The 20,853-nt window shown below is 64.5% G+C and carries 19 protein-coding genes and 3 pseudogenes; 4 read left to right on the top strand and 18 right to left on the bottom strand.

Annotation, left to right across the window (positions count from 1 at the left end; genetic code table 11):
- Nucleotides 1-223 precede the first annotated feature (223 nt).
- The 9 genes from ABIE20_RS01515 to ABIE20_RS01555 all read right to left on the bottom strand — a co-directional run bounded on the left by ABIE20_RS01515 (nt 224) and on the right by ABIE20_RS01555 (nt 9,645).
- A complete protein-coding gene (locus ABIE20_RS01515; protein WP_429502210.1) occupies nt 224-1,234 on the bottom strand; it encodes a YeiH family protein in 1,011 nt (336 codons plus the stop codon).
- Nucleotides 1,231-1,557, bottom strand: coding sequence for a Rieske (2Fe-2S) protein (locus ABIE20_RS01520; protein WP_429502212.1), 327 nt, complete (start codon nt 1,555-1,557; stop codon nt 1,231-1,233). The genes ABIE20_RS01515 and ABIE20_RS01520 overlap by 4 nt, the downstream gene beginning before the upstream one ends.
- Nucleotides 1,554-2,207 (bottom strand): DsbA family oxidoreductase, encoded by a 654-nt coding sequence (locus ABIE20_RS01525; protein ID WP_429502214.1) that lies wholly within the window; start codon nt 2,205-2,207, stop codon nt 1,554-1,556. The genes ABIE20_RS01520 and ABIE20_RS01525 overlap by 4 nt, the downstream gene beginning before the upstream one ends.
- Nucleotides 2,204-3,484: an MFS transporter gene (locus ABIE20_RS01530; RefSeq protein WP_429502216.1), complete on the bottom strand. Its 1,281-nt coding sequence runs from the start codon at nt 3,482-3,484 to the stop codon at nt 2,204-2,206. Before ABIE20_RS01530 ends, ABIE20_RS01525 begins: the two co-directional genes overlap by 4 nt.
- 108 nt (nt 3,485-3,592) lie before the next feature.
- Nucleotides 3,593-4,645, bottom strand: a complete 1,053-nt coding sequence (locus ABIE20_RS01535) for a 3-keto-5-aminohexanoate cleavage protein (RefSeq protein WP_429502218.1) — start codon at nt 4,643-4,645, stop codon at nt 3,593-3,595.
- Nucleotides 4,646-4,690: 45 nt separating this feature from the next.
- Nucleotides 4,691-5,539 carry a TauD/TfdA dioxygenase family protein gene (locus ABIE20_RS01540; protein WP_429502220.1) on the bottom strand — a complete coding sequence of 283 codons (849 nt, stop codon included), beginning with the start codon at nt 5,537-5,539 and terminating at the stop codon, nt 4,691-4,693.
- Nucleotides 5,540-5,552: 13 nt separating this feature from the next.
- Nucleotides 5,553-6,533: a quinone oxidoreductase family protein gene (locus tag ABIE20_RS01545; RefSeq protein ID WP_429502222.1), complete on the bottom strand. Its 981-nt coding sequence runs from the start codon at nt 6,531-6,533 to the stop codon at nt 5,553-5,555.
- Between the two features lie 126 nt (nt 6,534-6,659).
- The gene (locus ABIE20_RS01550; RefSeq protein ID WP_429502224.1) at nt 6,660-8,561 is read right to left on the bottom strand and encodes a potassium transporter Kup; all 1,902 of its coding nucleotides are present in this window, start codon (nt 8,559-8,561) and stop codon (nt 6,660-6,662) included.
- A 202-nt stretch (nt 8,562-8,763) separates the two neighbouring features.
- Nucleotides 8,764-9,645 carry a Dyp-type peroxidase gene (locus ABIE20_RS01555; protein ID WP_429502226.1) on the bottom strand — a complete coding sequence of 294 codons (882 nt, stop codon included), beginning with the start codon at nt 9,643-9,645 and terminating at the stop codon, nt 8,764-8,766.
- Between the two features lie 126 nt (nt 9,646-9,771).
- Here ABIE20_RS01555 and ABIE20_RS01560 point away from each other — a divergent pair, with 126 nt between their 5' ends.
- Complete coding sequence (locus tag ABIE20_RS01560) at nt 9,772-10,680, top strand: bile acid:sodium symporter family protein (protein ID WP_429502228.1); 909 nt, start codon at nt 9,772-9,774, stop codon at nt 10,678-10,680.
- 25 nt (nt 10,681-10,705) lie between these two features.
- Nucleotides 10,706-11,602: a TauD/TfdA dioxygenase family protein gene (locus tag ABIE20_RS01565; protein WP_429502230.1), complete on the top strand. Its 897-nt coding sequence runs from the start codon at nt 10,706-10,708 to the stop codon at nt 11,600-11,602.
- Nucleotides 11,603-11,615: 13 nt separating this feature from the next.
- On the opposite strand, the gene ABIE20_RS01570 is transcribed toward ABIE20_RS01565, so the two are convergent.
- The 6 genes from ABIE20_RS01570 to ABIE20_RS01595 form a co-directional block, all read right to left on the bottom strand.
- A complete protein-coding gene (locus ABIE20_RS01570) occupies nt 11,616-12,416 on the bottom strand; it encodes an AraC family ligand binding domain-containing protein (RefSeq protein ID WP_429502232.1) in 801 nt (266 codons plus the stop codon).
- Nucleotides 12,417-13,334: a pyridoxal-phosphate dependent enzyme gene (locus tag ABIE20_RS01575; protein WP_429502234.1), complete on the bottom strand. Its 918-nt coding sequence runs from the start codon at nt 13,332-13,334 to the stop codon at nt 12,417-12,419. It lies immediately after the preceding gene.
- A gap of 79 nt (nt 13,335-13,413) precedes the next feature.
- On the bottom strand, nt 13,414-13,878 hold the full coding sequence (locus ABIE20_RS01580) for a sterol desaturase family protein (RefSeq protein WP_429502236.1): 465 nt from the start codon (nt 13,876-13,878) through the stop codon (nt 13,414-13,416).
- Between the two features lie 53 nt (nt 13,879-13,931).
- Nucleotides 13,932-14,873, bottom strand: a complete 942-nt coding sequence (locus ABIE20_RS01585) for an HlyD family secretion protein (RefSeq protein ID WP_429502238.1) — start codon at nt 14,871-14,873, stop codon at nt 13,932-13,934.
- Nucleotides 14,874-14,876: 3 nt separating this feature from the next.
- Nucleotides 14,877-15,077 (bottom strand): DUF1656 domain-containing protein, encoded by a 201-nt coding sequence (locus ABIE20_RS01590; protein ID WP_010226052.1) that lies wholly within the window; start codon nt 15,075-15,077, stop codon nt 14,877-14,879.
- Complete coding sequence (locus tag ABIE20_RS01595) at nt 15,067-17,214, bottom strand: FUSC family protein (RefSeq protein ID WP_429502240.1); 2,148 nt, start codon at nt 17,212-17,214, stop codon at nt 15,067-15,069. The genes ABIE20_RS01590 and ABIE20_RS01595 overlap by 11 nt, the downstream gene beginning before the upstream one ends.
- A gap of 459 nt (nt 17,215-17,673) precedes the next feature.
- Here ABIE20_RS01595 and ABIE20_RS01600 point away from each other — a divergent pair.
- Nucleotides 17,674-18,228: pseudogene (locus tag ABIE20_RS01600) on the top strand (MgtC/SapB family protein); the annotation flags it as partial.
- On the opposite strand, the pseudogene ABIE20_RS01605 reads toward ABIE20_RS01600, so the two are convergent.
- Nucleotides 18,225-18,332: pseudogene (locus tag ABIE20_RS01605) on the bottom strand (MgtC/SapB family protein); the annotation flags it as partial. The pseudogenes ABIE20_RS01600 and ABIE20_RS01605 overlap by 4 nt on opposite strands.
- A 45-nt stretch (nt 18,333-18,377) precedes the next feature.
- A complete protein-coding gene (locus tag ABIE20_RS01610; RefSeq protein WP_429502241.1) occupies nt 18,378-18,593 on the bottom strand; it encodes a hypothetical protein in 216 nt (71 codons plus the stop codon).
- Nucleotides 18,594-18,785: 192 nt separating this feature from the next.
- On the opposite strand from ABIE20_RS01610, the pseudogene ABIE20_RS01615 reads away from it, so the two are divergent.
- Nucleotides 18,786-19,702: pseudogene (locus ABIE20_RS01615) on the top strand (LysR substrate-binding domain-containing protein); the annotation flags it as partial.
- A gap of 101 nt (nt 19,703-19,803) precedes the next feature.
- Here ABIE20_RS01615 and ABIE20_RS01620 read toward each other — a convergent pair.
- Entirely contained in the window at nt 19,804-20,844 is a 1,041-nt protein-coding gene (locus ABIE20_RS01620) for an ABC transporter substrate-binding protein (RefSeq protein WP_429502243.1), read from the bottom strand.
- Between the last annotated feature and the right edge of the window lie 9 nt (nt 20,845-20,853).

The raw sequence follows: 20,853 nt of genomic DNA on the forward strand, positions 1-20,853 counted from the left end.
CAATCCAGACGACACTTGAGGTGCTGACTGCACCGGCCTCATCGCCGGCAACGCCGACTCCCACAATGGATCGGCGTACACGGAGCCCGGTGGGAGCTGGCCTTGCCGGCGATCGAGCGCGCAGCGGTCGCAATCCAGACGACACCTGAGGTGCTGGCTGCACTGGCCTCATCGCCGGCAAGGCCGGCGAAGGGCTGCAAAGCAGCCCCCCTGGGGCAACCGTCTACAACCCCCAGTGCATCAACGCCAACACCAGCAGCACCAGGAACAGCGTCTCCCCGACCATCAGCGCAATCGGCTTGAAGCCCACCGCCGCCAGCTCCTTTAACTGAGTTTTCATGCCCAGGGCGCTGATCGCCACCACCAGGCACCAGCGCGACAGGTCATTGACCCCGCCCTGCACCGCCGCCGACACCCAGCCGGTGCTGTTGATGCAGGCCAGCAGCACGAAACCCACCGCAAACCATGGCAGCAACGGTGGCCGCTGCCCGCCTGCATCACCGCCGGCGCGACGGGTGATCATAGCCGCACAGACAATCACCGGCAGCAACATGGCCACGCGCATCAGCTTGACCACCGTGGCAATGTCGCCGGTCTCGGTAGACATGCTGTACCCCGCCCCCACCACCTGCGCCACATCATGAATGGTCGCGCCGAGAAACACCCCGGCCTGCTGCGGCGACAATTGCAGCCAGCTGGCAATCATCGGGTAGACGATCATCGCCAGGGTCGACAACGCCGACACGCCAATCACGGTAAACAGGGTGGCGCGCTCTTTTTGCGGGTGATGGGGCAAGGCTGCGGCCAGGGCTAGTGCCGCCGAGGCCCCGCAGATCGCCGTGGCGCCGCCGGTGAGCATGCCGAACAAACGTTGAAAACCCAGGGCCCGGGCCGCCACCACCGACACCAGGATGGTCACCACCACCAGTATCACCACCAGCGCCACCGGCTTCCAGCCAAGGCTGGCGATCTGGCCCAGGGTAATGCGCATGCCCAGCAGCGCCACGCCCAGGCGCAATACCGTGCGCGCGGTAAATTCGATCCCGGCTTTGCAACGGCCATCGCTGGCCAGAAAGTTCAGCGCCATGCCCAGCAACAAGGCAAACAGCATCACCGGGGCATCGTAATGCTCACTGAGAAAGCTCGCCGCCGCCGCGGCAATCAGGCTGACGATAAAGCCCGGCGCCAGTTCCCGGGCGCGGTGGTTGGCGGCGGCAATTGCGATCACGCTCATTGGCCCGCCTCCGTGCTCGCCAGCACGATGAACAGCTGCCCACTTCGCTGCTCGACCGGGTAGCTGGCAACCTTGAGTTGGGTCGAATTGAGCAAGTAGCCGCTGGCCAGATCAAAGCGCAGACCATGGGCGCAGCACTGGATTACCCGCCCGTCCAGGCGACCGCCACACAGCGAGGCGCCCTGGTGCGGGCAGCTGTCGTCGATGGCGTAGTAGCTGTCGGCGACATTGAACAGCGCGACACTCCTGCCCTCCCATTCCAGCAACACCCGCCCGCCACGCGCCGGGACTTTGTCGGCCGGTACCGGATACACCCCGCTCATGCCGCCACCTCGTGTTCCAGGGTTTCAGCCATGGCCTGCAGCAACACCTCCACTGGCTGCGCCCCCGACACCCGCACGCGCTGGTTGAAGCGAAAACACGGCACGCCATCGGCGGCCTGGTCATTGGCACCGATGAACGGGCTGGCATCGCCGCGCAGGCAATCGGCAACCCTTCCAGGCTCCAGGCCACAGGCGCTGGCGATGTGCATCAAGGTCACCGGATCGCCCAGGTCCTTGCCGTGCTGGAAGTAGGCGGCAAACAGCCTGGCCAGCAGCGCTTCGGCTTGCTGCGCCGACCCCAGCGCCACGGCGCGCTGCAGCAGGCGATGGGCATCGGCAGTATTGGGCATGCGGCTGATGCGGGCAAAATCGATGCTCACCCCGGCAGCCTCGCCAGCATGGCGCACCTGTGCCTGGCGCAGGCGTACCGCCTCATCGCTGCCCAGGCGCTTGCGGTAAAAGGCCTCGAACGGCTGGCCGGTCCTGGCCATCTGCGGCAGCAATTGCACGCCGCGCAAATGCAACTTGACCTCGACCTCGGGCCGCTGGCGACGCAGTTGCTCCAGGGCCCGTTGCAGATGCGCCTGGCCAATCAGGCACCAGGGGCAGATAAAGTCGAAGAACACTTCGATCGACAAAACATGCTTCACGGATTCATCTCCAGGCGGGACATGTCACGGTGGTAATGACGCTTGGCAATAAAAAACACCGCCGCCGCCGCGATGCTGATCAACGGCACCAGCTGGAAGGCGGCATGCAGGCCGATCAGGTCGGAAACCCGGCCGGTAATCAGCGGCCCGGTCGCCAGCCCAAGCAGGTTGTTGGCCAGGGTCAGGGTGGCAAACGCGGTGCCGTGCACCGAGTAATGGGTGAGGTTGGCGACCATGGCGCTGGACGGGCCGTTGGTGCCGGCGGCAACCATCATCCCCAGGCAGATCAGCACCAGTTGCGCGGTGCCCGCAGGCAGCGCAAAGGCGATCGACAGCAACAGGCAACTGCCCAGGCAGTAACCGATGGCCAGGCTGATTTTGCGGTCCGGGCGCTGCCGGCCCAGGCGGTCGCAAAGCATGGCGCAAAGAATCATGCCGATGCCGCTGCACAGCACGATGATGGCCGCCACCACGCCGGCCCGGTCGGTGCTCATGGCGTAGTAGCGGTTCAGGTAGCTGGGCATCCAGACAATCACCGTGCCGCCGACGAACAACTGCAGGCCACTGCCCACGTAGGCGGCGATCACCGAGCGGCTGCCGTACAAGGTGTGCAGTGGCCGGGCGATCTTGCCGGCGGCGGCATTGACCCGCTGCGGGGCGATCTTCGCTTCCTTGACGATCAGCGGGTACAGCAACGCCAGCAACAGGCCAAACAGGGCCATGCCGGCAAACGCCCAGCGCCAGCCAAAGTGCTGGGCCATCAAGCCGCCCAGGGCCATGCCCAGTACCGAGCCGAACATGCCGCCGGCCATGAAGGCGCCGGCCAGGGTCGCGCGCATGTCACGGGGGAACACCGCGACCACCACGGCGATGCCGACGCTGCCATAGGCGGCCTCGCCGACGCCGACCAGAAAGCGCGCGGCAAACATCTGCGGGTAGTTGTCGGCCAGGGCGCAACCGAGGGTGGCCAGGCTCCAGAGCACGGCCATCAGCACCAGGCTGCGGATGCGCCCGAACCGGTCGGCCAGCAGCGACAAGGGAAAGGTCAGCAGCCCGACCATCAGCGCGACGATGCCGCTGAGCAGGCCCAACTGGCTGTCACTCAGGGCCCATTCGGCCTTGAGCAACGGGAACACCGCATTGAGTACCTGCCGCGACATGTAGTCGGAAATCAGCAGGCCAAAGGTCAGGGCAAAGACAATCCAGGCATAACGCCGTGGAATGCCCTGTGAAGTGTCGGCGCCATCGTCTGTGGCGCTGGCGATATAGGCGGCCATGCTGCCTCCTTGGGGTTGTCTGGCGTGAGTTTTATTGTTTTTGAAAGCCCGACGGACAGCGCTGCGGATCAGCGGCCCGACACGTAAACACGTACCGGGCCTGGCCAATCAGGCGCGCTGCGGCACACCCTTCTGGCCCGGCTGGCGGTTAGGCGCCATGCCGTTGGCCTGAAGGGTCTGCTCGATGCTGCTGTACTGCTCGCCAATGCGGTAGATGGCCCGCGCTTCCTTGCCGTTGGCGATCTCACGGCCCAGCTCATGGGCCACGCGCACGGTCTGCTGGATCTGCTGCACCGAACCGAAGCGCTTGCCGTGCTGGTCGATGATGGTGTCTTCGTTGCCGCAACGCGGGTGCAGCCCCATGGCCAGGGCCATGGTGTTGAACGGCAGCACGTTTTTCAGCAGCGATTCGGCGGTCAGGGTGCAGCCGTTGGGCGCACGGTGAATGAAATTGAAGAAGTTGAACGGGTTTGGGCCGTCGAACCCGCCACCAATGCCGATCCAGGTCAGGTTCAGCGGGCCCATGTAGTCGCCCTTGCGCACGATGCGTTCAAGGGTTTCCAGGGCGTGCATGCCGGTCAGCTGGAAATGCGGCTGGATGTTGCTTGCTTGCAATCGGCGCAGGTGTTCGCGCACCCAGGCCGGGCCGGCCGGTACGGTCATTTCGCTGTAGGCGGCGTGGATCGCCGGATGGGCCAGGGAGGTGCCCTCCAGGTACTCCGGGTACAGCAGCTCCATGATGTTCATCTGCGTGGTGTTGATTGCCACGGTGACCTGGTCGGGCTTGGGCGTAAGCTCGGCGAGCATGTGCCGGGTGTCATCGGACAGCCACTTGGCCGCCTCGCCGTCGCTTTCCGGAGCGAACGAGATCGAGCCGCCGACCTGGATAATCATCTCCGGCACCGCTTCGCGCACGCCGGCAATCAGTTCATTGAATTTCGACAGGCGCTTGGAGCCCTTGCCGTCCAGTTCACGCACGTGCAGATGAAGCACGGTGGCACCGGCTTCATAGCAGTCGACTGCCTTTTGCACCTGTTCGTCCATGGTCAGCGGAATGTCTTCGGGAAAGTCCTCGGGCATCCATTCCGGGCCATACGGGGCCACGGTGATCACCACCTTTTCCATGTTTTCCGGGTGCAACGAATCGTCGAAGAATTGCATGCTGTAGTCCTCGGTCTTGTTATTGTCCTGGGGTGTTGCGGGGCGTCAGAAGGTACGGTCGCCCTTGATCCCGGCGCGCTCCATCTTGCGGTGGCACGCTGGGTAGTCCATGACCGCGTAATGCTGGGTGCTGCGGTTGTCCCAGATCGCCACGCTGTTGGGTTTCCAGCGCCAGCGCACCTGGTACTCAGGCAGGTAGGCCTGGCTGATCAGGTAGCGCAGCAGGTCGCTGGCACCGGGGTTGGCGTCCTGGCCGAAACGCACCCGCTGCGGCGTGTGGTAGTTGCTGAAGTGGGTGGTGAAGGCGTTGACGAACAACACCGGCTCGCCGGTGTCCGGGTGGGTGCGCACCACCGGGTGTTCGGCATCGGGGAACTGCGCCTTGAGCGCCAGGCGCTTTTCCATCGGCATGGCGGCGCCAAAACTGGCCTCGATGCTGTGCCGGGCGCGCAGGCCCTCGATCCTGGCCTTCACCTCCTCCGGCAGGTTCTGGTAAGCCAGCACCATGTTCGCCCACATGGTGTCACCGCCTACCGGCGGGCATTCCACGCAGCGCAACACGCAGCCCATGGGCGGTGCCTCGCGCCAGGTGGCGTCGGTGTGCCAGGCGTTTTCGTAGCGGTCGGCGGGTTGCTCCGGGCGCTTGTAGATCTGCACCAGGCCCGGGTGCTCGGGGTCGCTACCGGCCACCGGGTGGTCCTCCAGCTCGCCGAAGCGCTGGGCGAAGGCCACGTGCTCGGCGCGGCTGAAGGTCTGATCGCGCAAGAACAGCACCCGGTGCTTGAGCAACTGCGCACGCAGTTGCTCGAACAGGTCGTCGTCATCAATTGCATCTGCCAGATTGACCCCGGTGATCTCGGCACCGATGGCGCAGGTCAGTTGTTCGATGTGCATGCTGTTGCCCTCTTCAGATGACGAAGATTGACGAGCCGGTGGTCTTGCGCGCTTCCAGGTCACGGTGGGCCTGGACCGCATCCTGCAATGCATAGTGCTGGTTGATCTCGATCTTGATCCGCCCGCTGCTGACATGCTCGAACAGCTCGCCGGCGAGGTCTGCCTTCTCCGCCGGGTCGGCGATGTAGTCGGCCAGGGCCGGGCGGGTCAGGTGCAGCGAGCCCTTGATCGCCAGGATCTGCGGGTCGAACGGCGCGATGGTGCCGGAGGCGGTGCCGACGCAGACCATCAGCCCGCGACGCTTGAGCGAGTCCAGCGAGGCCATGAAGGTGCTCTTGCCAACGCTGTCGAACACCACGTTGACGCCAACCCCGTCGGTCAGCTCGCGTACGCGCTTGGCGACGTCTTCGTGGCTGTAGTTGATGGTGTGGCTGCAGCCGTGGGCCCGGGCCACTTCGGCCTTGGCGTCGGTGGACACGGTGCCGATCACTGTCAGGCCGAGCAGACGCGCCCACTGCGAGACAATCAGGCCGACACCGCCGGCGGCGGCGTGCAGCAGCACGCTGTCACCGGGCTTGAAGTCGTACAGGCGGCGCATAAGGTAGGCCGAGGTCAGGCCGCGCATGGTCATCGCCGCCGCGGTTTCAAAGGCGATGGTTTCCGGGAGCTTGATCAAGGCCGCCGCCGGAATCAGGCGTTCGGTGCAATAGGCGCCAAGGGTGTTGAGAAACCCGGTGTAGGTCACCCGGTCGCCCACCGCGACCTGGCTCACGCCCTCACCCACCGCCTGCACCACCCCGGAGGCTTCCACGCCCATGCCGTTGGGCAGCGGGATCGGGTAGGTGCCGTTGCGAAAGTAGGTGTCGGCGTAGTTCAGCCCCACCGCCACCTGGCGCAGGCGCACCTGGCCCGGGCCCGGCTCGCCGACGTCGGCGTCCTCATAGCGCAGAACTTCGGGGCCACCGGTTTCATAGAAGCGTACGACTTTGGCCATGCATGTCACTCCAGTCATCCTGACGCAGTGCGTCAATTCTTGTTGACTGGACTCTATGCCCAACGCTTACCGGGTGCTTCGCATCGGACGACAAGCTGTTTTCATTTGATGACAGGCCAGCCCTGGCTACATCTCCACCTGTGTCCCCAGCTCGATCACCCGGTTCAGCGGCAGGTTGAAGTACTTGAGGTTGCTGTTGGCGTTCTTGAGCAAGAACGCGAACAGCGCCTCGCGCCAACGCGCCATGCCGATGCGCTTGGTCGGGATCACCGTCTCGCGGCTGAGGAAGTAGGTGGTGGCCATCGGGCTGAAGTCCAGCTCCTTGAGGGGGCACAGCTGCAGTGCCGCCGGTACGTCGGGCTCTTCGATAAAGCCAAAATTGAGGTTGACCCGGTAGAAGCCCTCGCCAAAAGCCTGTACTTCGAAACGCTGGGCCACCGGCACCCGCGGGCGATCCTGGGACACCACGGTAAGCAGCACCACCCGTTCATGCAGCACCTGGTTGTGCAGCAAGTTGTGCAGCAAGGCATGGGGCACGGCGTCGGCGCGAGCGGTGAGGAACACCGCTGTGCCCTGCACCCGGTGCGGCGGTTGCGCAGCCAGGCTGCTGATAAACAGCGGCAGCGGCAAGGCCGACTCGTCGAGACGCTCGACGATAATCTTGCGCCCACGCTTCCAGGTGGTCATGAGGATGAACAAGGCGATGCCGGCGATAACCGGGAAGGCGCCGCCCTGGAAGATCTTCGGCGCGTTGGCGGCAAAGTACAGGCTGTCGACCAGCAAAAAGCCCAGCAGCAATGGCAGCGCCAGCCAGCGCGGGGCCTTCCACAACAGCAGTACCACGGCCGAAGACAGCAAGGTGGTGATCAGCATGGTGCCGGTCACTGCCACGCCATAGGCCGCGGCCAGGGCGCCGGACGACTCGAAGCCGATCACCAGCAGGACCACGCCGACCATCAGCGCCCAGTTCACTGTGCCGATATAGATCTGCCCCTGCTCCTGGCTTGAGGTGTGCTGGATGAACATGCGCGGCACGTAGCCCAGCTGAATCGCCTGGCGGGTCAGCGAGAACGCGCCGGAAATCACCGCCTGGGAGGCAATGATGGTCGCCAGGGTGGCCAGGGCGATCATCGGCACCAGCGCCCAGTCAGGGGCCAGCAGGTAGAACGGGTTGCGGACCGCCTCGGGGTTGCCGAGGATCAGCGCGCCCTGGCCGAAATAGTTGAGTACCAGGCCCGGCAGCACCAGCAGGATCCAGGCGCGGGCAATCGGCTTGCGGCCGAAATGGCCCATGTCGGCATACAGCGCCTCGGCGCCGGTCAGGGCCAGCACCACCGCACCAAGAATCGCCACGCCCATGCCCGGGTGAACGATGAAGAAGTTCACCGCCCAGGCCGGGTTCATCGCCAGCAGCACTTCCGGGCGCTGGACGATGCCGTACACCCCCAGCGCGCCAAGCACGGTGAACCACAGCACCATCACCGGGCCGAAAATGATCCCGATGCGTGCGGTGCCATGCTTCTGGATCAGAAATAGCGCCACCAGCACTACCACCGCCAGGGGCACGACCCAGTGGTCGATGCCGTCAAAGGCCAGTTGCAGCCCCTCCACCGCCGACAGCACGGAAATCGCCGGGGTGATCATGCTGTCGCCGTAGAACAACGCCGCGCCAAACAGCCCGAGCAGCACCAGCACCCGGCTCAAGCGCGGGTACGGCGCCGCCGCCCGCCGGGCCAGGGCGGTCAGGGCCATGATCCCGCCTTCGCCCTGGTTGTCGGCGCGCAGCACGAACAGCACGTACTTGATGGTCACCACCCAGATCAGCGACCAGAACACCAGCGAGAGAATGCCGAGCACACCGTCATGGTTGGCCTGCACGCCGTAATGACCGGCGAAGACCTCCTTGAGGGTGTACAGCGGACTGGTGCCGATATCGCCATAGACCACGCCGGCGGCGGCGATCAACAGGCTCAGTGACGAGGTTTTTACGGGGGGATGGGCGCTTGCGGAAGTTGCGGCTTGGCTCACGGTCGGACGTCTCGAAGAAATGCGCGGGCAGTATCCCTTTCTGCTTGACGCCTCTTCGTAAAAAGTCCGTAAAATTTTCTTACAACTGCCAGTCCTGTGGGAGCCGGCCTTGCCGGCGATCGAGCGCGAAGCGCTCGTAGTTCAGGCAACGCCGGCCAGGCTGGCTGATCTGGCCCCATCGCTGGCAAGCCAGCTCCCACATTCAGCGCCCGAGCACAGCGCTCAAGTCCAGCCCATGCTCGCCCAGCGGCGGGCACCAGTAGTAGCCCCCGGTCAGCGGCCGGCTGAAGCGGTACAGGGCATCGACCACGCCGTCTTCCAGGCCGCTCATGCGCCGCAGTTGCACTTCAAACGCATCAAACGAATGACCGAAGGCCAGGAACGCCAGCCCCGCACCACGCTCATCCGCCCAGGGCATCGAGCGCCGGACGATAAAGGCTTCAGGGGCAAAGCTTTCCTGGGCGGTGCGCTTGACGTGGGCCGACTGCGGCGCGTCGTCGAGCTCTTCGTTGTCGGCCTTGCGCCGGCCGATAATGTCGTCCTGCTCAGCTTGCGGCAAAGCTTTGAAACAATTCAGGTCATGGCGCCACAGCTGGAACGCGGCAAAGCTCGAACCGTTCAGCCCCGGCACCTCGCTGGCAAGGATCGCCGCTTCAACGGCAGCCTCTTCCACCGGGTTCTCGGTGCCATCTTCGTAGCCGGTCAGGTCGTGGCCGCTCTTGTGGCGGAAGGCATCGGTCGCCTCGGCCAGTTTCAAGGCCGGGGCCAACAGTTGCTCAAGCGCCTGGCTGTGCAACCACAGCTCGCCACGGTCATCACCGCGCAGCCACAGCCACAGGTCGTGCTGGGTGCAGGGGTTGTCGACCGCTGCGGTCAGCTGGGGAAACCCACGCAGGCCGTCGATGCTGCCACCCAGCGCCTGCACCAGCGGCGCGCCGAAACCGGCTACCACGCGGCTGCCATCAACCTGCTGCAGCAGCGCATCGAGCACGCCCGGCAAGGCGGCGGGCGAGTGCAAGGTGAAGAACAGGTGGCGGGCCTGGGCGGGAACGGGGGCGGCGAGAATGCCTGGCTGAAACTGCATCGGGAATCGGGTCCTGGGGCAAAAGCGGCGATGCTACTGTTTGCCGGGCATAAACCGCAAGATCCGTAATGGATATTGAAATCCTTGCCTACACTGGCGGACATCGCCTTCTTACGAGTCCGCGCCATGACTGCATCGCCCTTGCTCAGTGCCTTCCTGCCCATCGCCCTGGGTTTCATCATGCTCGGTCTGGGCCTGACCCTGACCCTGGCCGATTTTGCCCGGGTGGTGAAATTTCCCAAACCGGTCCTCATCGGCCTGGCCTGCCAGATCCTGCTGCTGCCTTTTATCTGTTTTCTGATCGCCAAAGGTTTCGGTTTGGCCCCTGCTCTGGCGGTGGGCCTGATGCTGCTGGCGGCCTCCCCTGGCGGCACCACCGCCAACCTGTTCAGCCATCTGGCCCACGGTGACGTGGCCTTGAACGTGACCCTGACGGCGGTCAACTCGCTGATTGCGATCCTGACCATGCCGCTGCTGGTCAACCTGTCGCTGGCCTACTTCATGGCCGCCGACCAGGCCATCCCGCTGCAATTTGCCAAGGTGCTGCAGGTGTTTGCCATTGTCCTCGTGCCGGTGGCCATCGGCATGCTGATCCGCCGTCTGGCGCCGGGGTTTGCAGCGCGCATGGAGCGGCCGATGAAGATCATCGCCGCGCTGTTTCTGGTGTTCACGATTGTTCTGGCGATGGTCAAGGACTGGCAGACCGTCGTCGATTATGCCCCGGTGGTAGGCGGCGCGGCGCTGCTGTTCAACCTGCTGAGCCTGGGCATCGGCTACTGGCTGCCACGGCTGCTGAAAATCCCCAAGCGCCAGGCGATTGCCATCGGCATGGAGATCGGCATCCATAACGGCACCCTGGCGATTGCCCTGGCGCTGGCCCCTAGCCTGCTGAACAACTCGACCATGGCCATACCGGCGGCGATCTACAGTTTGATCATGTTCTTCACGGCGGCAGGCTTTGGCTGGTGGGTGAGCCGTGGGCACGAGCCCGCCCCGGTTGAAGCCGCAGTGCGCGATGAACTGCAATCCCGATGACAGCAGGCCCACACGAGTGTCCGTCATGAGCGAATTCATCTACTGCCATCCCGACCACAACCGCGCAGCCGACTACCGCCACTTGCGCGTCTTGCCCAGTACCGGTGCCCTTGGTGCCGACGTCGAGGGCCTCGACCTGAACCGCCTGGAGGACGCAGGCTGGGTCGAACTGCGCCAGGCGCTGCTGGCGCACAAGGTGCTGTTCATTCGCGAGCAGAACCTGCGCATCGCCGACCTTGAGCGGGTCACCCGACAGTTCGGCGAATTCGGCCGCGAACCCTACGTGACCCCCATGGCCGACCATCCGCATGTGGTGCATGTGGTCAAGGAGGCCGACGAGAAGGCGCCCTTCGTGTTCGGCGGCGCCTGGCACAGCGACTGGACCTTCCAGCAGCGCCCGCCGGCCTTCACCCTGCTCTACGGCCACGACATCCCGGCCTACGGTGGCGATACCTGCTACGCCAACCTGGCACTGGCCTATCAATGGCTGTCAGCGGGCATGCAGGCGCTGCTGGGCACTCTCGATGCGCTACACAGCCCCGAGCGGGCCTACGGGGTCGGCGCCAACCATAACGCCCTGCTGGAAAATATGGCGATCCACTATGGCAGCGACACCTCGCAGGACATGCGCAGCCACCCGCTGGTGACCCGTCATCCGCAAACCGGCGAGAAGGTGCTGTTTATCAACCCTGCCTACACCGTAGGCATCCAGGGCTTGCGCAGCGAAGAAGCCAGGCCGCTGCTCGACTACCTGTTCAACCTGGCCACCACGCCCGCTTTTACCTGCCGCATGCGCTGGCGCCAGGGAACCTTGGCGATCTGGGACAACCGCAGCACCTGGCACCTGCCGATCGCCGACTACCACGGCATGCGCCGCGAGATGTTCCGGACCACGGTTGCCGGTGATGTGCCCAGCCGGTGAAGATCTGCACTGGTTAGCGTTTCATCACCTTCAGGCCCCGCGGCGGCGCGCCATAGGTGCGGCGAAACAGGCGACTGAAATGCGCCTGGTCGTAGAACCCCAGGTCCAGAGCAATTTCACTCAAGGGCTGGCCGGCCAGCACCCGGGGCAAGGCCCGCTCCAGGCGCAACTGGGTCAACCATTGCTGCGGCGGCAAGCCGCAGTGATTGCGAAAGCGGCGCAGCAGCTGCCACGGGCTCAAATCAACGAATGCAGCCATTTCTTCCAGGCTCGGCGGCTGGTCCAGGCGTGACTCCAGCCATTCGCGCAACTGCCGCCAACGCTGCGGATCAAAACCGTTGCTGTGCTCGTTCACGTTGAGGGTAGAACCCAGCCCGAGCAGCAGCGCCAGGGTTTCCCACAGGTGACTTGCAAACGCCAGCGGGTCGTGCTGCTGGTGCAAACCATTAAGCAAATGCTGCAACTGCGGGTGGCGCAGTTGCAAGGCATTGAGGTTGGGCAGGCCCTGGCGGCCGTCGCTCAGGTCACGGCTGACCTCGGCCAGCCAGCCAGGATCAAGGGTCAGGATGCGGATGCCGTAGCCCTGGTCATCGGCGCTGGCGCCGTCGTGTACGTGTTCCGGGGCCATCAGCAGGATGTCCCCTGCCCCGGCCAGCTGGCGCGTGCCGCCGGCGGCGTAACGCTGCTGGCCGGTGACAATCAGGCCGATGTGGTACTCCAGGTGAAAATGCCGGGGAAAGGCAAATTGCTGGTAGCGGGCATCGATCAGGCGTACGCCTGGATGCCCGGGGGCTTGATGGACGACGCTATCCAACTAGCAGGCCGCGCGCCATTGGTGGATCTGGTCGAGGGTTGCGGTGACGCCGCCACACACGATCACCAGCACTTTCTGGTGCTGCTTGAGTTCTGCCGTGGGCGCGTAAGCCAGGGCCAGGGCCGCACCGCAGGCCGGCTCGACCAGGATGCGCTGGTCGAGCAGGAACTGCTCGCAGGCGTCCAGCGCCGCCTGGTCACTGACCACATGGCTGACCACCGGTCGCTCCTGGCTCCACTCGAAGGCGCGCTGGCACACCTGCTTGGCCGCCAGCGAGGTGGCCACGGTGTTGACGCCGTCCAGCGCCACCAGTTGCTTTTGCGCCATGGCCGCCGCCAGCGAGGCAGCGCCGCTGGTTTCCACGGCAAACACCGGCACCTGGCCCCAGTCATTGCGCGCCAGGCCTTCACAAACCCCCGACAACAAACCACCGCCGCCGACCGCGACCACCACCGCATCGGGCTTGAAGCCGGTGGCGGCGACTTCGTCGATCATGCTCGCGTGGCCCTGCCACAACAGCGGGTCGTCGAAGGGGTGGATATAGGCGTCATCTTCGCCCATCAGCGACAGCGCCAGGGCATTGGCCTCGTGCCAGGCCTTGCCATGCACGATCACTTCGGCCTGCTCCTGGCGGATCAGTTGCTTGGCCCGCTCGGTGGTGGTTTGCGGCACCACCACGGTCACCGCCAGGCCGAGAATGCGCCCGGCCACGGCCACGGCGATTCCGGCATTGCCACCCGAGGACGACACGAAGCGGCGCTTGCCCTGCTGGGCATAGGCTTCACAGGCAGCGCCGATACCGCGCAGCTTGAACGAGCCGGACGGCTGCAGCGCGTCGAGCTTGAGCCAGATGTCCAGGCCACTGGCCAGGCTCAGCGGACGCGAGGCGATCAACGGGGTTTCGATGTGCAGGCTCATACGCTTCTCCATGTACAGAACACTACTACCTTACGCATGCGGCACCGGACAATCTTGTATGAAATTGCGCGCCTGCGGGTCAACCCCGGCGCCGCGCGCGCAATTGCTGCTTGATCTTGTGCATGGGCGGTGCATAGAGGAACCCGAACGACACGTTGTTATCCCGCCCCTTCAACGCATGGTGGAGCAGGTGCGCGCGGTACAAACGCTTGAGGTAACGATTGCGCGGCCGTGGGCGGCACGGCCAGTGGCGGTGGACGATGCCGTCATGGACGATCACGTAGATCACCCCGAACGCCGCCACGCCCGCCCCGACCCATTGCAACGGCGCATGCCCGGCGCGGCCGATGGCAACCAGGGCAAAGGCGATCAGGGCCAGGGCCAGCAGGTAGAGGTCGTTGGTTTCCAGCGCGCCCAGGTGCGGCTCATGGTGCGAGCGATGCAGGAACCAGCCCCAGCCGTGCATGATGTAGCGATGCGCCAGGTAGCCGATGCCCTCCATGGCCGTCAGGGTGCAGAGAAATACAGCGAGGTTGAGGATCATGCGTGAGCTTCGCGTGGCTGGGCAGAAACGCCGCAAAGCCTACCACCTCGGCCCTATTCGCGCACCGTCACCGTGGCCGTGGTGCCGGCCCGCAGGTCGGCCTTGCCGGCATAGTCCGGGTCGATCTCGATGCGCACCGGGATGCGCTGGGCCAGTTTCACCCAGGTGTAGCTGGGGTTGATGTTGGCCAGCAGGCGGTTGCCGGGCGCGTTTTCGCGGTCGGTGATGGCGTAGGCGATGCTCTGCACCGTGCCCTGGAAGCGTTCGCCGCTCATCAGGGCGATGTCGACCTTGCTGCCCTGGTGGATGCGCGGCAATTTGGTTTCCTCGAAATAGCCGCTGATATGGAACGAGCCGCTGTCGACCAGCGCCAGCAAAGGTCCGCCGGCCGTGGCGTAGTCGCCCTGGCGGGTCAGCAGGTTGGTCACATAACCGCTGACCGGGGCAACAATCTTTGTGCGTTGCAGGTCAAGCTCGGCCTGGGTCAAGGCGGCAGTAGCCAGTTGCACGTTGGCCGTAGCCAGGCTCAGGTTGGCCTGGCCGCGCATCAGTTCGGCCTGGGCCACGGCCACGTCGGTGCTGGATTTCTCCCATTCTTCACCGGAGATGGCAAAGCCCTGCTTCAGGGTGCGCCGGCGCTGTTCTTCGCTCTGGCGCTGCTTGAGCAGCGCCTGGCTTGAAATGATTGCCGCCTGGGCCAGGCCTTCACTGGCCCGCGCCACTTCGATGGCGCGGCGCGCATGTTCGACCGCCAGGGCATAGCGCTCGGGGTCGATTTCCAGCAGCAACTGGCCTTGGTCGACGTGCTGGTTATCCGCCACCTTGAGGCTGACGATGCGCCCGGCGACATCCGCCGACAGCGTCACCACGTCGGCGCGCACCCGCGCATCGCGGGTCCAGGGCGCGCGGGTGTAATGCTCCCAGGCAAACCAGCCGAGCAGCAGCGCCAGTACCACCACAACCAGGGTCGAGACCTGGGTCACAAGTTTGTTCAAGGTTCAGCTCCCCATGTACAGGATGATCAAGGCGCACAGGCAGGCGTACAGCGCGCCTTCAAACAAAGCCGGATGCCAGACCCGCTGCATCACCCCAAGCTTTTGCAGGAGCCAGAGCACGGCAATCAACAGCGGTATGGCCAGCAGCAGGGCCTGGGCAATCGGCGGCAGGTAGACGCCGCCAATCTCGAAATCAATGGGCAAGGGCCGGGGCTCCTTTGGCAGCAGGTTCAAGGTACGGGCTGTAGTGGCGCAAAAAGCCTGCGATCACCAGCAAGGCCACACGAATGCGGAACAACGAGCGCAACTGCTCGGCCGGCGCCTGCAGTTGTTCGCCGTGCAGGTTGTCGAGGCGTTCGCCGAGGTCCTGCAGGGTCTGCAGCAAGTCTGGCAGCACCAGCGCGGTGCGCCCGGCGATATAGCGGCCGGTGTTGCGCAATACCTGCTCAAGCTGCGCGCGCAGGGGCTCGGGCAGCAACGGGTTGGCCCTGCCCTGCTCCTGCAACTGGCGCAAGGCAACGCCCAGGGCCATGCACGCCAGGTTGACCTCGAACAGCCCCCGCGAGCGCTCATCACGGGTCGCTGGCAGCAGGCCGATAATCAAGGTCAGGCGGTCGAGCATGCGGCTCTCAAAAGCGAACTGGCGCTCGTCCGAGGCCGGGCCCTTGAGCAAGGCGTACACCTGCTCACGGGTTTCGCGAAACAGCCGTTCGATGCGCAATTGCGGGTTGAACGGGAAAATCCACGCATACACCATCAGCGACAGCGCCGCTCCACACACGTAGGCACCGGCGAATTCGAACCACTGCATCGCGGTGTTCTGCCAGGCGCCGATGTTCTGCGGGCCGAACAGCAAGAAGCTCGACAGGCCCAGGCCCATGCCGATGCCGGCGGTCATCGGCCCCGACAGCCCCACCGCCACTACATAGAGCAAGGGCAACAGCAGCAGCGCGAGCATTTCGAAATCGACCACCTGCGGGATCAGCCAGAACTGGTACAGCGCCGACACCACCAGCGCCAGACCGAGGCCGCGGGCGTAGTTCTGCGCCGCCATCAACGGGCGCGGAAAGGTCGCCATCAGCGAGCACAGGATACCCACCAGGATCATCCCGGCGCGGGCACCGTCCCAGGCGGTTTCGATCCAGATCAGCCCGGCCGTGACCAGAGCGATAAAGGCACGGCTGGCGTTCATCGCCGCCAGGCGCCAGTCCAGGTGCAAGGGGTTGCTGCGCCCCTGGCGGTACAGGCAATCGCCGGCACGGCCTTCCTGGATGGCATCGCTGAGTTCGAGCATTTCGCTCAACTGTTCGAGCAGGCGCGCCTGCTCCCAGCGCAAGGCCCAGGCCAGCGAACGCAGCGGTGTTGGCAGATCGCTTTGCAACTGCTCGGCCTGTAGCGCAGCCTGGTCGAAACGCCGCTGCAAGGCGCTGAAATGCTCGCGTGCCTCGGCAGGCATGGCCCGGCCCTGCTGCGCCAACAGGTCAAGAAAGGCCAGCTCGTCGGCCAGCAGGCGGCTGATGAATTCCGGGTAACTGCCCTGCCAGCGCTCGGCGATCATCAGCTTCTGGTTACGCAGCACTGTCAGCCGCGAGCTGAGCAGTACCAACTGGTTGCCGAGCAGTTGCACCAGGCCATTGGCCCCGCGCAAATGCGGGGCATCGAAGTACAGGTGACGGCGCAGGCCTTCCAGGGCGCTGATCTCGCCGAGGATCTGCATCTGCCGCTTGCTGAACTCGGCTGCGCTCTCTTCACCGCGGATTGCCGCCGCAGCGTGGCTGGCCATCAGCTTGATGAGGTTGTCGACCTTGGCAAAATAGCCCGTGGCCACTGCCTGCGGGCGCGCACTGAGAAGGCTGACCGCACACACGCAGGCCACCGCCAGCAGGGTTTCGGTGACCCGGGTAATGGCCAGCATCAAGGTGTTGTCCTGCTCGGGGATCGCCAGCATCGCCACCACCACGGCGGTAAAGCCGCTGAGTACGAAGGCATGCGAACTGGTGTAGCGCAGCAAGGTGCCGCCCGCAGTACACAGGGCCAGCCACAGCGCCAGGGTGATGATGAACGGCAACGGCGCCTGCGCGAACACCGCCATGATCAGCACCGCCACCGCCGCCCCAAGCGTGGTGCCCAGCACCTGGGCGAAGCTGCGTTGCAGGGTCATGCCGCCCAGCGGCTGGCTGACGATGAACACCGCCATGATCGACCACTTGGGCTGGTCGAGGTCGAAGATGAACGCCAGGTACAGGGTCAACAGGCAGGCGACCATGGTCCGCAGGGCGAAGCGCAGGGTGTCCGCGCCCGGATGCAGCACCAGCCGCCAGTAATTGATCAAAGGTTGCACACAGGTCTCTCAAAAGTCCTTTCAGGGAACAGTAGCTATTGAAGCGCACCTGGGAAAGACAACACGATGACCCACAGCGTTGCATATCTGGAACGATCCGCTGCCAATGCAACAATTGTCATGTTTTTACCCTTGACCCTGCGCTGCCCGAGGGTTAGTTTCTCGCCCGCATTTTTGCATGCCTATACAGGAGTCCTGCATTGGACAGTAGCTCTAGTCGATTGCGACAGGTCCACACGGCGCGCTAGTTCAGCAGGTTCCCTCTGCCACTGGCACGCCGAACATGGCGGTTAGTGGCGATTCGCATCCCTTGCGGATGACAAATCCTCATTCTCCTTCCCGAACACCTTGCACCTTCACCGGTGTTGAAGGTTCGTAGCCCTGCGCATTCTCTTTGTTCACGTACATCGCCCACTGGCGATGACAACGCGGCGTATTGCCGTGGATTCGAGGTTTGCTATGGATTGGAAAGTATTTCTGCTGCGCGTCACCGTCGCGCTGGTACTCGGGGCGCTGATCGGCGCCGAACGTCAACTGCGTCAGCGCCTGACCGGCCTGCGCACCAATGCCCTGGTCAGCACCGGCGCCTGCCTGTTCGTGCTGATGACCCAGGCGGTGCCGGGCATGGCCGCCACCGACGCCTCACGCGTCGCGGCCTATGTGGTCTCGGGCATCGGCTTTCTGGGCGGTGGCGTGATCATGCGCGACGGCCTCAACGTACGCGGGTTGAACACCGCTGCAACGCTCTGGTGTACTGCCGCCATCGGTGTGCTGTGCAGCCTGGGGCTGTTGCTGGAGGCGGCGCTGGGCAGCTGCGTGGTGCTCTGTGCCAATATCTTGCTGCGCGATATCGCCCAGCGTCTGAACCATCAGGACGTGCTGCCGGCCAACGAGGCCGAGCAGCGTTTCGAGGTGCGCATCACCTGCCGCGCCGAAGATGAAATCCAGGTGCGCAGCCTGATGCTGCACAGCTTCGGCAACGGCGGTCTGCGCCTGCAGTCGCTGCACGGTGAAGTGACGCCTTTCTCCAGGCTCACCCGGCTGACCAGGCGTTCCAGCTGGGTGGGCGCATCAGGGCTGCCCATCAGCTCAGCGCGTACTTCCAGCTTGGCCGGGTTGGCCGTCAGCTCGGTGCGCTGGCAGGTGCACGAGCTGAGCGCCGATTAACGGCGTTCGTCCGACAACGGGGTTGGCTGGTCGGGTTCGGGCAGCCGGTCCTCGGCATCAGGGTCGTCGGGCAGCCGCTCGACGTCCTCGGGCTGGTCGCGCCGCTGCGGATCACCCGAGACATTCGGGTCGGTGACCGGATCGTGCTCGCGTTGCGGGTTGTTCAAGGGATCTTTCCAGAGTGGATCATCATCGGGACGTGGCTGGCTCATGGCAGTTACCTCGCAAGAGCGGCGCAAGAAAATGCGCGCCGTACAGGTTCGAGGCTGTGCGCGGGTCCGCAGTGCCACCCAGGCGATCAACGGCAGGCCCGGGTAAATATGCTCAATGGCCAGCAAAATCCGCTGCAGCCGCCGGCCGGACACGGGGTATCGTGTAGCAAAATAATCAGCCAGAGGTGCACTGTGGCGTCCTATACCTTGCGTCAACTGAAGTATTTCGTCACCACCGTTGAATGCGGCAGCGTCGCCGAGGCGTCGCGCAAGCTGTACATCGCCCAGCCGTCGATTTCCACGGCGGTCAAGGGCCTGGAAGACAGCTTCGGCGTGCAGCTGTTCATCCGCCATCACGCCCAGGGCGTGTCGCTGACCCCCGGTGGCGCACGCTTCTACCGCAAGGCCCAGGAACTGCTGCGCATGGCCCGCGAGTTCGAGCAGAACGCCCTGGCCGACAACGACGTGGTCTGTGGCCAGATCGACATCGGCTGCTTTGAAACCGTCGCCCCGCTCTACCTGCCGCGCTTGATCGCAGGCTTTCGCCAGCGCTTTCCGGGTGTGGAGATCCGCCTGCAGGACGGTGAGCAGCAGGAACTGGTGCAAGGCCTGACCGGCGGGCGCTTCGACCTGGCGATCTTCTACGAGCATGACCTGGACAGCACCATCGAAACCGAAGCCCTGACCGCGCCCCAGCGCCCCTATGCGCTGGTGCCGGCGGGCCATCGTTTTGCCGGGCAGAAGCAGGTGTCGATCAGGGACCTGGCGCTGGAACCGATGATCCTTCTCGATGTGCAGCCCAGCCGCACTTATTTCGTGAGTATTTTCGAAGAGCTGCAACTGAGCCCGAACATTGTCTTCAGCTCGCCGTCGATCGAGATGGTCCGCGGCATGGTCGGCCAGGGCTTTGGCTTTGCCCTGCTGGTGACCAAGCCCCATGGCCACAGCACCTATGATGGCCAGGAAGTGGTCTGTGTGGAGATTGCCGAGGATGTCACCGGCTCCGCGCTGGTGGCCGGCTGGCTCAAGCGTGCGCAGCTGACCAAGCCTGCGCAGTTGTTTGTCGATTACTGCAAGGAGCAGTTTGCTGCCTGGCTGAACTGAAGCACTCATCGCCGGCAACGCCGGCTCCCACAAGGGATCGGTGTACACCTGAACCTGTGGGAGCTGGCTTTGCCGGCGATGCAAGGCAAAGCCTTGCCAAACAGCCTCAGCGCGCCGCCCAGGCGTTGAAGCGCTGCTCCAGTTCCTCGCCATGATCCACCCAAAACTCGGCATCCACCGCCCGTGCCCCGGCCAGGTTGGCCTCGGCGGTCGGCAACTGCTGCTGCACGCTCGCCGGCAGCAGCTTCAGCGCCTCGCGGTGCACCGGCCCGTAGGGGATCTCCTCGGAGAACACCTTCTGGGTCTGTGGCTGGCTGGCAAAGGCAATGAAATCCTCGGCCAAGGCCTTGTTCGGCGTGCCCTTGACCACCGCCCAGTATTCCGGGTCGTACAGGCTTTGCGGCCAGACGATGCTGAGCTTCATGCCCTCTTTCTGCGCCGAGGCGATCCGGCCGTTGTAGGCCGCGCTCATGACCACGTCACCGGCGATCAGCCACTGCGCCGGTTGCGCGCCGGCTTCCCACCACTGGATATTGCCCTTGATCTGGTCCAGTTTGGCAAAGGCGCGGCTCACCCCTTGCGGCGTACCGAGCACTTCATACAACTGCTCGGGCTTGACCCCATCGGCGAGCAAGGCGATCTCCAGGGTGTACTTGGCGCCCTTGCGCAAGCCGCGTTTGCCAGGGAAGTCGGCAACGTTCCAGAAGTCCGCCCACGAGCTCGGCGCCTTGGCCAGCTTGCCGTTGTCGTAGGCCATGACCATCGACCATACATAGGTCGCCACTCCGCATTCGCTGAGGGTGCCCGGCACGAACTGCGCCGGGTCGCCGAAGCGGGCCGGATCAAGGCGCTCGAACAGGCCTTCGTCACAACCGCGCAGTAACTCAGGGCTTTCGACTTCGACCACGTCCCAGCTGGTATGGCCGACATCGACCATGGCCTTGATTTTCGACAGCTCACCGTTGTATTCGCCAGCGACGACGCGTCCTGCACCGCTGGCGTTGAAAGGTTGGAAGTAGGCCTTGTCCTGGGCCTGCTTGGTGGCACCGCCAAAGGAGATGACGGTGAGGTTCTGCGGTGCGGCCGACACCGCGCTGCACAGCACAACCAGGGCAAAGGGAACACAGCAACGCAAGGATCTGGACATGAAGCGGTT

This window comes from Pseudomonas sp. 2835, from assembly GCF_050435905.1.
In the GTDB taxonomy this organism is placed as follows: Bacteria; Pseudomonadota; Gammaproteobacteria; order Pseudomonadales; family Pseudomonadaceae; genus Aquipseudomonas.